Below are 13032 nucleotides of genomic sequence, written 5' to 3' on the forward strand. Positions count from 1 at the left end.
TGAAAAACCGCGGATGGTGGAGACGGCGCGCCGGCTTGCCCGGCGCGCCTTGTCGCTTGCACTCAACGCACGCACTGGCGCTGGGCGCCGACACTGCCTTGCGGTGGGTCGATCATGGGCATCAGGCTTGGCGCCAGCGTGACCAGCAATTGCGAGGGCAGCGCACTGGTGAAGTCATAGTTTTCCGACTGCGGACCTTGCACATACGCCGTCATGGAACCATAGAAGCGCTCGCCGATGTTGAAGACAAACGTCGCCGAGCGGTTCACGTAGCGCGACTCGATCAGGCGTCCGCCGCGTGCATACACATCGAAGCGCTGGTCGCCGGTACCGGTCTTGCCGCCGACCGCGACCACGCCGCCGTCAGCGGTCGTGAAGGCGGTCTTGACGCGCTTGGCGGTGCCGTCCGAGACCACGCCGCGGATCGCTTCGGCCACGGCGCGCGCCACTTCAGGCGCCAGCACGACTTCGGTCTCGACCTTCTTGGCACGTTTCACGAGCGTCTCGTAAGGCGTGCCCTTGGCGAAGTGCATCGAATCGATGCGCTCGACGGGTTTGCGCACGCCGCCGTTGATGATGATGCCCATCAGTTCGGCCAGCGCGGCCGGACGGTCGGCCGAGGCGCCCAGTGTCGTCGCATACGAGGGCACCAGCGAATCGAAGGGGTAACCCATTTTCTTCCACTGCGCATGGATCTTCAGGAAGGATTCGACTTCCAGCAGGCCGGCAATACGCTTGTCCTGGGCATTCTTGCGGTTCGTCTTGAACAGCCAGGAATACACTTCCTGGCGTTCGCGCACACTTGCTTTCACGGCTTCGCTCCACCCGGATTTCGCATGGGTGCGCAGGTAACCGACCAGCCACAACTCGAGCGGGTGGATCGATGCGACATAGCCGCGGTCGGCCAGCGACATGTTGGCCGGGGCATACTGCTCGTACATCTTCGCGATGCGTTCCTGATCGACCTCGTTGGGCAGGGAAGCGTCGATGAAGGCGCCGAATTCCTGCAGCGTGGCGTTCGGCGCGAGCGTGCGGTGCACGGCGGCCAGTTTCGAGGCCGCCGGACGCACGCCGGCCAGCAGCAGCGCCTGCGCTTCGGCCCCGGTCTTGCCCTTGTACTTGTTCCAGAATTTGGCAAGGAAGGTCTTGCCTTCGGCATCGGCAAAGCGCGCCAGGTATTCGGCGCGGCGCGGATCGTCGGCGTCGGCCAGCAGCGCGGCCGAGGAGCCCGGCAGCTGGAACATGTAGTAGCGCGCGACGTCGCGCATCATGCGCACGAACACGAGGTTGGTCGACTGCTGCAGCGCTTCCTGCACCGTCATGATCTTCTCGTTATCGAGCTTGCTGAAGTTGCCGAAGTAATGCAGGCCGCCGCCGGTGAAGAAGCCTTCGCCCGGATTGGCCGAATACTTGCGCGCCATCGCGGCGGCCAGCATCGGCGCCAGGCCGCGGTCGGCATTCGCCGGGAGCGCCTGGAAGTATTCGATCCCCCACTGGCTCATGCGGTCCTTCGGATCGATGCGCGCTTCGCGCAGCGCCTTCGGATCCATCGCGCCATAGCGTTTATGCAGCTGGTCGACGATGTCGAGATAGGTGACCAGGGTGCGCAGCTTGGCGGTCGAGCCGAGGTCGAGCTTGGCCTGCTCGTTGATGTCGAGCGGCTGGTCGTAGTTGTCGGTCTGTACGCGCAGGTAGTTGACGTTCTCGCCACGCTCCATCAGCGTGAAGCTGTAGACCACCTTCGACGGGTCGCCATTGCCGAGCAGGCCCTTGCCGGTCAGGCCGGCCGCTTCCGCCGCCTCCGGGGTGGTCAGGCGGCGCAGTGCTGCCGTGACGGCTTGCTGGGCTTCGGAATCGAGCGTCGAGACGACCGACATGTCGAGGCGGTCGAGGTTGTACAGGCGCGGCTCGCCCAGCAGGTAGCCGAGGTGATTGCGCACCGCGTTCGAGGCCTTGCGCGACACAAAGGCATTCGCGGCCGGCGGCTCGACGCCCGAGGCCAGTGCCGGCTTCAGGTTCACCTTGATCGCGGCATCGCGCAGCTGCGGCGTGATCACGCCGGCTTGCGCGAGCACGCGCAGGTGGCTGTTGGTGAGCGTCTCGAGGTCGGCTTTGCCGGCGCCCAGGTAATAGGCCGGACGGCGCTGGGCGATCATCAGCGACAAGGCTTCCTTGTAGACCAGCACGGCGTCCGTCGTGTCCATGCGGCCCTTGAGGGTCTCGCTCACGGTCTTGAAATCGCGGCCGTACCAGACCCACATGCCGTCGCCGAGGCCGTTCACTTCGCCATAGCCGAGCTTCGCCGACAGCGGCACCGTGTTCAGGTAGTCGAGCACGATCTGGCGGCGGGCGCCGGTCGTGTCTTCGCCATCGCGGTAGGCGCGCAGCGTGGCCGAGGCCATCTGGATGAGTTTATCTTCCAGCGAAGCGGTGCGCCCTTCCGGCGAATGGCGGTATTTTTCGATTTGCGTGGCCAGCGTCGAGCCGCCGGCGACACGCCCGCCGCCACTGATGCCGATCGTGCTCAGGGACTTGTCGAACACGGCTTTCGAGAAGCGGTCCCATTCGACTGCCGGATTCTTTTTAGGGTAGGCCGGGTCGAGCAGCTCGCGGTTTTCGATGAAGAGCAGGCTTTGCACCAGCAGCTGTGGCGTGTCGTCAAAGCGCTCGTAGAAGCGCTCCGGGATGCGCGAGGCGAACAGCGGCTGGCTGCGGCAATCGAGGATCTCGAGGCCGGTGCGGGTCTTTTCGCTATAGGTCGCGAACAGGCCGCGGTCGGCCAGTTCCAGCATCTTGGGCGACATGCGCGACTGGGCCTCGATGAGATAGTCGCGCGTTTGCAGCCTGGTGAGGAAAGCGGGCAAGTGCGAGTAACCGAGACGGGCGTCGTACGGGCTTTCGGCCGGGAAGCGGATTGCCTTGCTCGGCCCCTTCTCCATCCGGTAGTGCACGTCCTTCATCATGCCGGCGAAGATTTTCGCCTGCAGCGACGACGTGCGCGTTTCGTAGACCGCATAGCTCGAGCCGGCGGCCACGACCACCAGCAGCAGGCCGAACAGAATGAGCTTGCCGCGGCCCTTGCCTTTTGGCGGTTCGCCTTCGTGCTCGGGTTCGGGTTCGGGCGTGCTGCTCGCGCTGTCCTCGGCGTCGTTGCCGGCTTCGGTCACCAGCGACAGATGGGGTAGCGGCGCTTCCTGCGCTGCGGCATCGATTGCAGGCCCGGCATTGCCGTCGGCCTGGCCGCGCAAGGCGCGAAAAACGTTACGTGGCCGTTTGAAACGGCGGGTACTTTCCATGATGGCTCAACCGGTTTGAATCGTAATTCCTGCAATCCCTGTCAACCTGCTCGCCATCCCTGCCGACGGTCTGTTCGAGTAATTGAGGTGGTCTTTAGTATTTCTGTTGTGGCGCCGGATCTCACGTGGATTGTGTCGGCGCCCAAGCCATCATTCCACCACACCAACAGGTTTTGCATGAAGTCCTGTTCAACAAATTTGACCTGCCCTGATCTTTTTCGCAAAAAAACAACGGCAGAGTTATCTCGATAGCACTGATGCCTGCAAGCACCTGCTTGGGCATCCTACAAGGCCAGGATTTCGGGCGTGTGACATACCTTGTGCCTGCGCAATCAAGCAGCCAGCGGCGCGCTCGCGCCCTGCCCGCGCAGCTCTTCCAGCACTTGCAGGCAGTAGTACTGGAACCATAGTCCCGTGAACAAAAAAATCAGCAGGTAGAGCCAGACCGAGAGGATCGCCAGGAAGGGAAACAGGGCCACCGCCAGCACCGCGCCGCCCATCCAGGCGATTCCCGGCAAGGCGCCCAGCACGCCCGAGACCATGCCGATGCCCAGCAAGGGCCAGCGGCGCGTGTCCATGATCGCGCGGCGTTCGGCCACGCTGGCATGCGCGGCCAGCGCGTCGTAGCTCATCACGCGCGAGGATACCCAGGCCCACAGCGCCGCCTGCACAGCGACCGCCACGGGCGGGATCGCATACAGCGGGGTCGTGCAGACCCACAGCAGTGCAAATACCAGCACGCTGGTCAGGTTCATCCAGACGCTGCCGGCGAAACTGCCGCCCTCTTTCTGCTCGAGCTTCGGGAACTGGCGCCGGCTGACGTGCTTCTCGATCGCGGGCATCGCAAAGATGCCCATGAACAGCAGGGACGATGCGATCATCAGCGGCAGCAGCAGCAGGATCGCCACCAGGGGCACCACGACCACCTTCAGCATGCCCAGGCCCAGCGTGGAAAGCCAGCTGCCGCTCGTCTGGAACCAGCCATATTCGCGGAACAGGGCGCCCAGCCAGTCGAACAGCGCCGGCCCGAAGGCCCACAGCAGGCCGCCCCAGACCAGCAGCGACAACAACAGGGGCACCAGGGAGAGCAGCATCATGCGCGGCGAGAACCCAGCGCGCAGGGCCCTGGCCCAGGCGGTGGCGACGCCGTTCACGGCCGGCTCCTGGAGTCGTTCAGAATCGATGCAGGCATGGTCGTGCGGCTCCCGATAGCAAACGTACATTGTAGACGCGATTGCCGCGCGTGGCCGCCGCCGGGTGAGAGGTGCTACGGGGCAACGGATGGCAGTTTGTCTGGCCATGCACTACAATCGCCGTTCACCAGATTATCGAGGGAACAACATGTCCACTACTACCACTGATTCCGGCCTGCAATACGAAGACACCGTCGTCGGCGACGGCGCCGAGGCGAAAGCCGGTGCCTACGTCACCGTCCACTACACCGGCTGGCTGCGCAACGACGACGGCAGCGCCGGCGCCAAGTTCGACTCCAGCAAGGACCGCAACGACCCGTTCCAGTTCGCGCTGGGCGGCGGTCAGGTGATCCGCGGCTGGGACGAAGGCGTGCAGGGCATGAAGGTCGGCGGCGCCCGTCGCCTGACCATTCCTGCAAGCCTGGGCTATGGCGCGCGCGGCGCCGGCGGCGTAATCCCGCCGAACGCAACGCTCATCTTCGACGTCGAACTGCTGGCGGTCTGAGATGCGTCTCGCCCTGCCGCGCCTGCTTGCGCTGATGGCGCTCTTGATGGCGCTGCAGGGCTGCGTCGCGGTTGCCGTGGTGGGTGCCGGTGTCGCCGTCGCCTCCACGGCGGTCGGTGCCGGCGTCGCGGTCGGCAAGGGCGTGGCCCATGTGGCGACCGCGCCGTTCCGCGACGATGAAGACGACGAGAAGAAGAAAGATTGACGAGCGCGTGCGCCAGGACGGCCGCGCGCATTGCCTTACAGACAATGCACCATTACGCAACCAGACCACAGGAGTTGTTATGAGTTTGCAGGACCAGTTCACCCAGGCCCAGGCCGATTCGAAGAACCTGCCGGAACGTCCGGATAACATGACCTTGCTGAAGATCTACGCGCTGTTCAAGCAGGCGTCGTCGGGCGACGCCAGCGGTGACCGTCCAGGCTTCACCGACATGGTCGGCCGCGCCAAGTTCGACGCATGGGACGGCTTGAAGGGCACGTCGAAGGAAGAGGCCATGCAGCAGTATGTCGATTTGATCGACGAATTGAAGGGCTGATCAGCGCATTGTTCTGCGTGGGCGCTCCGTGCCCACGCTATGGCATCAGGCCGCGAATACCCTGCGCATCTTGTCCGTCACCTTCGCCTCGATCGCCGGGCGAAACGCACTCATCAACAGTCCCAGCCTGATCTGCAGCGCCGCGCGCTGTTCGCCCAGGGTCAGGGCGCCTTCGACGCCGCTGCGCTCGAAACGGAGCACATCCCCCTCCCAGCGCCACTGCATGCCGAATTCGGCGGCCACTTTGTCGGCCACCTGTTGCGCCGCGGCGCGTGCCCGCTCCGGGCTCAGGTTGTGTTCCTGGACGATCTGGATGTCAGCCATCTGTGTTCCTTTCTTCTGCTAACGCGCAAGACAATCCGCCATGATGCCAGTTGCATGGCGCATACACCAGTCCGCTGCGCAATTGATCTTGGTCAAGACCGGTTCCGTGAAGGGCGCGAGTATTTGCTGAGGAATCTCAATCACGTGAGGATTGCGCCATGGAACAACGAGCATTGCTGCCCGACGACCCGCTGACTTTTGAACGCGACGGACCGCCGGTCGCCTATATTCCCACGCCGAGCGCGCCCTACCGCCAGCACCGCAAGGCGGCGCAGTTGCTCGACCAACCCGGCGCCCCGCGCGGCACCGAGTCGCCGCCCGACCGGAGCGTGCCCCTGCCGTATGCCTTTGGTGCGCGCGTGCTGATGTGGAAGCAGGACCCCTCGGTGCTCGACATGGGCACGAGGAAAGCGTTCCTGCCCGGTGTGGTGCTGGCTGGCCCGCGCGACGCCCGCATCGCGTCCGGCGACCCTGGTATCAGCGCGGTCGAGCCGAATGCCTTCGGCGACTTCGTCACCATGCCCGACACCCCGCAGTTCGACGCCGTCCACACCTTTGCCGTGGTGCGCCAGACGCTGACCATGTACCAGCGTTCGCTGTCCTCGGCCGGGGCCGAGATGCCGCTGCCCTGGCAATGGAACAGCAGCATCGACACGGCGCCGCTGCAGATCTTCCCTTACGGCTTGCCGAACGTGATGAACGCCTTCTACAGCCGCAGCCAGAACTGCCTGAAGTTCGGCGACTTCGTGCCGTCCGGCCAGAAAGAACGGGTTTTCACCTGCCGCTCCTTCGACATCGTCGCCCACGAAACCGGGCACGCCGTGCTCGACGGGCTGAAACCGCACTGGCTGCTGGCCGATGCGCCACCGCAAACGGGCGGCCTGCACGAAGCCTTCGGCGACCTGACCGCGATCTTCCTGGCCCTGTCCCAGCTGGACCAGTGCGAGGCCGTGGTGGCCCAGACCAAGGCACGCCTGCACGACAAGACCTTCCTTGCCGATATCGCCGAGCAGTTCGGCCTGGCGCTCGGGGGCACCACGGGCCTGCGCAATGCCGATAATGACCTGACGCTGTCCCAGGCCGGCACCCAGGTGCATGCGATCTCGCAAGTATTCACCGGTGGCGTCTACGACATCCTGGCCGACATCTTCGCGCTCGAGCGCAATCCGGCCTTCGAGGACGATGCCGCCGTGCTGCACCGGATCGCCGCCTGGCTGCGCGGCCTGGTGCTGCGCGCGCTGGTGGCCGCACCCGACATTGCCGCCACCTATGCAGATGTCGTCAACGAGATGCTGCGCATGACGCTGGAAGACGGCAAGCCGGCCACTTACGCCGATTCGATCCGCCACCAGTTCACGATCCGCGAAGTCGTGGGGGAAGAAGTACCTGAGGCCACGCCCGTACCCGCCCTACCCGTCGGACCGGCCAGCACAGCCGCCTCCGCCCCCTGCACCTTCAAACGCCTCGCCGCGGTCGTCTGCGACGCCCCCGGCGCCCAGCAGGACCGGCGCGCCTGCTGCGGCACCATGAACCTGGCCGAGTACTACAACATCGAACGCGTGCTCGACGCCGAGACCCAGGCGCTGGCGCGCTGGTGCGCCGAGCACGGTCGCAACGGCCCGGCCAGCCAGGAGCTGACGCCCGAGCCGGCACCCGAGCCCGCAGACCAGGCGCAGGCCGCAGCCAGTCTTCCTGTCCCCTTCGCCTCATGAGGATCCAGGCGAAAATGGCCGGCGGTTTCGCCGGCATCGAGCGCTGCGTCGACCTCGACACGGCCTCCCGCAAGGATGGCGCCGACCTGGAAGCCCTGGTGCGCCAGGCTAATTTCTTCGGCACCGCTCCGGCGCAAGCGGTCGGGGCCGACCTGCCGCGCTGGGAAATCACGGTCGAGGACGGCCAGCGCTGCCATTCGGTGCTGCTGGTCGACGACGGCTCGTTTGACGCGCTTGGCTGGCCGGCATTACTGGCCCATCTGCGCACGCTTGCCTGAGCGGATTGGTCGCGCCGCCCCCGCCAGCGGGGCAAATCGCGCGTCACGCATCACATTTGCTTATGTATATTGTGTCTAAGCGTGATTTGTAGGAAAGCGCGAATTGCCCTAAAATACAGTGCTTTGCCATGTTGGCGGCCCCACCTTGCCCCCTGACGCCGCGGCACCCCACCATAGATAGGACTGTTATGACCCACGTTGTCACCGAATCGTGCATCAGCTGTCGTTACACCGACTGCGTCGATGTATGCCCGGTTGATTGTTTCCGGGAAGGCCCGAATTTCCTCGCGATTGACCCTGACGAGTGCATCGACTGCGCCGTGTGCGTGGCCGAATGCCCGGTAAATGCGATCTATGCCGAGGAAGACGTGCCGGGCGACCAGCAGCAATTCATCAAGATCAACGTCGACCTGGCGCGCGCCTGGCCGTCGATCACCAAAACCAAGCCGGCCCTGCCCGACGCGGATGAGTGGAAAGACGTCAAGAACAAGCTGGAACAGCTGGTCCGCTGATCTTGTCGTCAGTCAGATAAAACGGCGCTTGCTGGCGCCAGTTTGCACCGCCGGCAGCAAGCGTGCGTCTTCCATGGCACACTAGCGGCCATCGCGTCACCGCCCTCTATTCAAAAATCAACAGGACCATTGCGCATGACTATCAGTGCCACCCACGATGCGGGCAGCATCGCCCCTAACAGTTCGTTCGCCGGCGCCATCGACGCCGATGCCGTCATCATCGGCGCGGGCCCGGTTGGCCTGTTCCAGGTCTTCGAACTCGGCCTGCTCGAAATCAAGGCCCACGTCATCGATTCGCTCGCTGCCGTCGGCGGCCAGTGCGTCGAGCTGTATCCCGACAAGCCGATCTACGACATCCCTGCCGTGCCTGTGTGCACCGGCCAGGAACTGACGGACAACCTGCTCAAGCAGATCGAGCCGTTCGAGCCGACCTTCCACCTCGGCCAGGAAGTGACGACCGTGCAGCGCCGCGAAGACGGCCGCTTCAATGTCGAGACCTCGGCCGGCACCCGCTTCATCACCAAAACCATCTTCATCGCGGCCGGCGTCGGTTCGTTCCAGGCGCGCACGATCAAGGTCGACGGCATCGACAAGTTCGATGGCAGCCAGCTGCACTACCGCGTCAAGGATCCGTCCCAGTTCGAAGGCAAGAACCTGGTCATCTGCGGCGGCGGCGATTCCGCGCTGGACTGGGCGCTGAACTTCGTCGGCAAGGCCGAATCGGTCGTGCTGCTGCACCGCCGTGAAGACTTCCGCGCGGCGCCTGCTTCGGTGGCCAAGATGAAGGCCCTGTGCGACGAATACGAAATGCAGCTGATCATCGGCCAGGTCACCGGCTTCGATGAAACCGACGGTAAATTGACTGAAGTGAAAGTCACCGGCGCCGACGGCGTCACCCGCCGCGTGCCACTCGACATGCTGCTGGTCTTCTTCGGCCTGTCGCCGAAGCTCGGCCCGATCGCCGAGTGGGGCCTGGACATCGAACGGCGCCAGCTGAAAGTGGTCGACACCGAGAAGTTCGAAACCAATGTGCCGGGCATTTTCGCCGTGGGCGACATCAACACCTACCCCGGCAAGAAGAAGCTGATCCTGTCGGGCTTCCATGAAGCGGCGCTGGCCGCTTTCGGCGCGGCCCCGTACATCTTCCCGGACAAGAAGATCCACATGCAGTACACGACGACCTCGCCGAAGCTGCACAAGATTCTTGGCGTCGAGACGCCGGTTTTTGACTGATTTTCTGGTTTGGTATCTTGAAAACCACAATGCCCCGGTTATCCGGGGCATTTGTTTTTATGTGTGCCGCATCACCGACGGCCTATCAAAATCGGGTGTATAACCGCCTTAAGCATGCGCCGGATCGACATCATGGAAACGGATATTTCCACCGGTCAAGCGTGTTACCCTATAATTAGCTGATTAAATTTCGCGCATGACGGATCGCCAACGCGGCGACTGAGCACAGCGCAAGGGCCCGGACTACGCGTCTGGGCAATACGCACCACACGAAGGAATTACCATGCTTTATCAACTGCACGAGATGCAACGCTCCTTCCTGACGCCACTGATGCAGTGGGCGGATGCGTCGTCGAAGCTGTTCTCGAACCCGGTCTCCCCGTTTGCCCACACCCCGTTTGCCCAGCGTATCGCCGCCGGGTACGAGCTGATGTATCGCTTGGGCAAGGACTACGAAAAGCCGGCCTTCGGCATCGACACGGTCACCATCAAGGGCGACACGGTCGCGATCAAGGAACATGCGGCCGTCACCAAGCCGTTCTGCAAGCTGGTGCATTTCAAGAAAGACCTGCCTGACACGGCCTTCGCCGCACTGGCACAGCCGACCGTCCTGCTCGTCGCCCCGCTGTCGGGCCACCACTCGACACTCTTGCGCGACACCGTGCGCGCCCTGCTGCCGGACCACGATGTCTTCATCACCGACTGGATCGATGCACGCATGGTGCCGCTGTCGGATGGCCCGTTCCACCTCGACGACTACATTTATTACGTGCAGGACTTCATCCGCGCCCTCGGCCCGGACGTGCACGTCGTTTCGGTCTGCCAGCCGACCGTACCGGTGCTGGCCGCGATCTCGCTGATGGCCAGCGCTAACGATCCGAAGCTGCCAAAGACGATGACGATGATGGGCGGCCCGATCGACCCGCGCAAGTCGCCGACGGCGGTGAACGACCTGGCCACCGACAAGCCGTTCTCGTGGTTCGAGAACACCGTGATCTACGCGGTGCCGGGCAACTACCCGGGCTACGGACGCAAGGTGTATCCGGGCTTCCTGCAGCATGCCGGCTTCATCGCCATGAACCCGGGCCGCCATGCCCAGAGTCACCGCGAGTTCTACCAGCACCTGATGCAGGGCGACGACGAGTCGGCGGAAAGCCATCGCCAGTTCTACGACGAATACAATGCCGTGCTCGACATGCCGGCCGAGTACTACCTCGACACGATCAAGACCGTGTTCCAGGAATTCCGTCTGCCGAAGGGCACCTGGGAAGTCGGCGGCAAGCTGGTGCGTCCGCAGGACATCAAGACGGTCGCCCTGCTCACCATCGAAGGCGAACTCGACGACATCTCCGGCGCCGGCCAGACCCAGGCCGCGCACGGCCTGTGCAGCGGCATCCCGGACAACATGAAACACGATTTCGTGGCGCCGAAAGCCGGCCACTACGGCATTTTCTCGGGCCGCCGCTGGCGCGAGACGATCTGCCCGAAGCTTGGCGAATTCATCCGCGAACACCGCTGATCCGCACGCAGCGGGCGAAGCCAGCCCGGCAGCCATCACGGCCACCGGCCAACCTCGGTAGCTTCACGCTGGCGCCCGGACAGTCCGCCAGCCTGGACCAGGGCGTGAGCCTGCGCGGGTCGCAGGTGCACTCGCCCTACAATGGCTCGTTCGCGCAGTACAGGGACTGTACCGCACGCTTGCCGGCCAGCTGTTCGACGATCCGGAGTTCCGCAAGGCGCTGGCTGGTCCGGCCCGGTAACACAGGCGTCCCAAGAAAAATGCCACGACAAGTCGTGGCATTTTTTTGTACTGCTGATCCGACACTGACGGAACCGGTTACACCGCGTCCTCGCGCCGGTCGTCGCCACGAGCGAAGTCCGGATCGGCTTCCTCGTCATGGCCATCGCGGCGATCGCCGTGGCGGCGCTCTTCGGCACGTTCTTCGTGCGAATCGCTGTCCGTTCCCGTGCCGGCGCCACCCGGTGTGTGCGACACGATGCCGGTCGGGTCAGGCTCGAGCAAGGGGGCGATAATCCATTCGTTCATGTGTTCTCCTGTTGGCGTTGGCCGCATGACGCAGCCCATGACATATTAAGCCACCGCCGGCGGATCACATCTGTTCGATATGCCACTTAAGTACTGATCGCCCACCTTTTATCGACGCTTGTCAGTTACCGAGGAAAATGCTCGCAATCAGGCCGGTGGCAACCGCCGCCAGCACATAGTCGTTACCGACCTGCACCCAGTGGTGGCCGCGCGGTGGCGCGCTCAGGCGGTGGGAACGCCAGTTGTCGACCACGTAGTGGCGGTTGTTATAGTTCGACGGCAGGCGCTGCCCACGGTGGAGGTCGTGGCGTGGACCGGCGCCGCGGTTGCGCGCCTGGTTATCGCGGCGCTCGTCGCGCCGGTCGTCACGGGCATCACGACGGTCCTCACGGCGCTCTTCGCGGGCATCGCGGCGGTCTTCGCGCTGTTCGTTGCGGTATTCGCGGCGGTCTTGCTGGTAACTGCGGTCCTGCGCAATTGCCGGCAAACTAACGGCAAGCATGACGGCGATCATCGCCCGTGCAATCATGTTCTTCTTCATGGCTTACTCCCTGGGTTGTAGCCGGCATGACAGCCGGCGAGGAATTCAGTAGACCACGCTGCAACGAATGTTTCTGTACGCTTCCACACGCAAGCGATGAACCCGCCAAAGCGCTTCGCGCAGTGCACCCTTTTGTCGGATAATGACGCCTTTAACCGACTTGCGCGCCGTGACCAAGACCCTTGCCGACCTCATCGAAGACCAGCTGCCGCAGACGCAATGCACGAAATGCGGCTACCCGGCATGCCGTCCTTATGCCGAAGCCATCGCAAGCGGTGAAGCCGAGATCAACCAGTGCCCGCCCGGCGGCCTCGAGGGCGTGCGCCGCTTGTCCAACGTCACGGGGCGCCCGGTGATTCCGATCAACCCGGCCAACGGCATTGAACGCCCGCGCCCGGTCGCCTTCATCGATGAAGCGCTGTGCATTGGCTGCACGCTATGCATCCAGGCTTGCCCGGTGGATGCGATCCTGGGCGCGGCCAAGCAGATGCACACGATCCTGCCCAGCCTGTGCACCGGCTGCGACCTGTGCGTGGCGCCCTGCCCGGTCGACTGCATCAGCATGGTGCCGGTCACCGGGGACGCCACCGGCTGGGCCGCCTGGTCGCAGGAGGCGGCCGACGCCGCGCGCGCGCGCCACGACTTGCGTAGCGAGCGCCTGACACGCGAGCGCGAGGAAAACGATGCGCGCCTGGCCGCCAAGGCGGTCGAAAAGATGCGCGAAGTCACGCTCGAGGCGACCAACACGCCGCAAGAGCTGGCCGAGAAGGAACGCAAGCGCGCCATCATCGCGGCCGCCATCGAACGGGCCCGCCTGCGCGCGGCCGGCAACCCGACCTCAGAATAAGCGCG

Annotated in this window: 14 protein-coding genes; 9 read left to right on the plus strand and 5 right to left on the minus strand. The window is 64.2% G+C overall.

Going from position 1 to position 13032, the window contains the following annotated elements:
* Window positions 1–62: 62 nt before the first annotated feature.
* Entirely contained in the window at window positions 63–3296 is a 3234-nt protein-coding gene (locus tag ACHAC9_RS08560) for a transglycosylase domain-containing protein (RefSeq protein ID WP_435759090.1), read from the minus strand.
* Between the two features lie 332 nt (window positions 3297–3628).
* Window positions 3629–4450, minus strand: a complete 822-nt coding sequence (locus ACHAC9_RS08565) for an EI24 domain-containing protein (protein ID WP_435759092.1) — start codon at window positions 4448–4450, stop codon at window positions 3629–3631.
* Window positions 4451–4637: 187 nt separating this feature from the next.
* Here ACHAC9_RS08565 and ACHAC9_RS08570 point away from each other — a divergent pair, with 187 nt between their 5' ends.
* From ACHAC9_RS08570 to ACHAC9_RS08580, 3 genes are all read left to right on the plus strand, one after another.
* Entirely contained in the window at window positions 4638–4994 is a 357-nt protein-coding gene (locus tag ACHAC9_RS08570) for an FKBP-type peptidyl-prolyl cis-trans isomerase (protein WP_435759094.1), read from the plus strand.
* Between the two features lies 1 nt (window position 4995).
* The gene (locus ACHAC9_RS08575; protein ID WP_435759096.1) at window positions 4996–5199 is read left to right on the plus strand and encodes a hypothetical protein; all 204 of its coding nucleotides are present in this window, start codon (window positions 4996–4998) and stop codon (window positions 5197–5199) included.
* A 79-nt stretch (window positions 5200–5278) separates the two neighbouring features.
* The gene (locus tag ACHAC9_RS08580; RefSeq protein ID WP_435759098.1) at window positions 5279–5533 is read left to right on the plus strand and encodes an acyl-CoA-binding protein; all 255 of its coding nucleotides are present in this window, start codon (window positions 5279–5281) and stop codon (window positions 5531–5533) included.
* A 45-nt stretch (window positions 5534–5578) separates the two neighbouring features.
* Here ACHAC9_RS08580 and ACHAC9_RS08585 read toward each other — a convergent pair whose 3' ends face one another.
* Complete coding sequence (locus tag ACHAC9_RS08585; RefSeq protein WP_435759100.1) at window positions 5579–5857, minus strand: polyhydroxyalkanoic acid system family protein; 279 nt, start codon at window positions 5855–5857, stop codon at window positions 5579–5581.
* Between the two features lie 158 nt (window positions 5858–6015).
* Here ACHAC9_RS08585 and ACHAC9_RS08590 point away from each other — a divergent pair, with 158 nt between their 5' ends.
* The 5 genes from ACHAC9_RS08590 (at window position 6016) to ACHAC9_RS08610 (ending at window position 11111) form a co-directional block, all read left to right on the plus strand.
* Window positions 6016–7569 carry a hypothetical protein gene (locus ACHAC9_RS08590; protein ID WP_435759102.1) on the plus strand — a complete coding sequence of 518 codons (1554 nt, stop codon included), beginning with the start codon at window positions 6016–6018 and terminating at the stop codon, window positions 7567–7569.
* Between the two features lie 14 nt (window positions 7570–7583).
* Window positions 7584–7847: a protealysin inhibitor emfourin gene (locus tag ACHAC9_RS08595; RefSeq protein ID WP_435759104.1), complete on the plus strand. Its 264-nt coding sequence runs from the start codon at window positions 7584–7586 to the stop codon at window positions 7845–7847.
* A 188-nt stretch (window positions 7848–8035) separates the two neighbouring features.
* The gene (gene fdxA, locus ACHAC9_RS08600; protein WP_435759106.1) at window positions 8036–8359 is read left to right on the plus strand and encodes a ferredoxin FdxA; all 324 of its coding nucleotides are present in this window, start codon (window positions 8036–8038) and stop codon (window positions 8357–8359) included.
* A gap of 135 nt (window positions 8360–8494) precedes the next feature.
* Window positions 8495–9592 (plus strand): NAD(P)/FAD-dependent oxidoreductase, encoded by a 1098-nt coding sequence (locus tag ACHAC9_RS08605; protein WP_435759108.1) that lies wholly within the window; start codon window positions 8495–8497, stop codon window positions 9590–9592.
* A gap of 283 nt (window positions 9593–9875) precedes the next feature.
* Window positions 9876–11111, plus strand: a complete 1236-nt coding sequence (locus ACHAC9_RS08610; protein ID WP_435759110.1) for a polyhydroxyalkanoate depolymerase — start codon at window positions 9876–9878, stop codon at window positions 11109–11111.
* A 318-nt stretch (window positions 11112–11429) separates the two neighbouring features.
* On the opposite strand, the gene ACHAC9_RS08615 is transcribed toward ACHAC9_RS08610, so the two are convergent.
* Both ACHAC9_RS08615 and ACHAC9_RS08620 read right to left on the minus strand, forming a co-directional pair.
* On the minus strand, window positions 11430–11639 hold the full coding sequence (locus ACHAC9_RS08615) for a hypothetical protein (protein ID WP_435759112.1): 210 nt from the start codon (window positions 11637–11639) through the stop codon (window positions 11430–11432).
* Window positions 11640–11760: 121 nt separating this feature from the next.
* A complete protein-coding gene (locus tag ACHAC9_RS08620) occupies window positions 11761–12180 on the minus strand; it encodes an RcnB family protein (RefSeq protein WP_435759114.1) in 420 nt (139 codons plus the stop codon).
* 142 nt (window positions 12181–12322) lie between these two features.
* Between ACHAC9_RS08620 and rsxB the strand changes: the two genes are divergently transcribed.
* On the plus strand, window positions 12323–13027 hold the full coding sequence (gene rsxB / locus ACHAC9_RS08625; RefSeq protein ID WP_435759116.1) for an electron transport complex subunit RsxB: 705 nt from the start codon (window positions 12323–12325) through the stop codon (window positions 13025–13027).
* The last annotated feature ends 5 nt before the right edge of the window (window positions 13028–13032 follow it).

Source organism: Massilia sp. CMS3.1 (assembly GCF_051262535.1).
Lineage (GTDB): Bacteria > Pseudomonadota > Gammaproteobacteria > Burkholderiales > Burkholderiaceae_D > Telluria.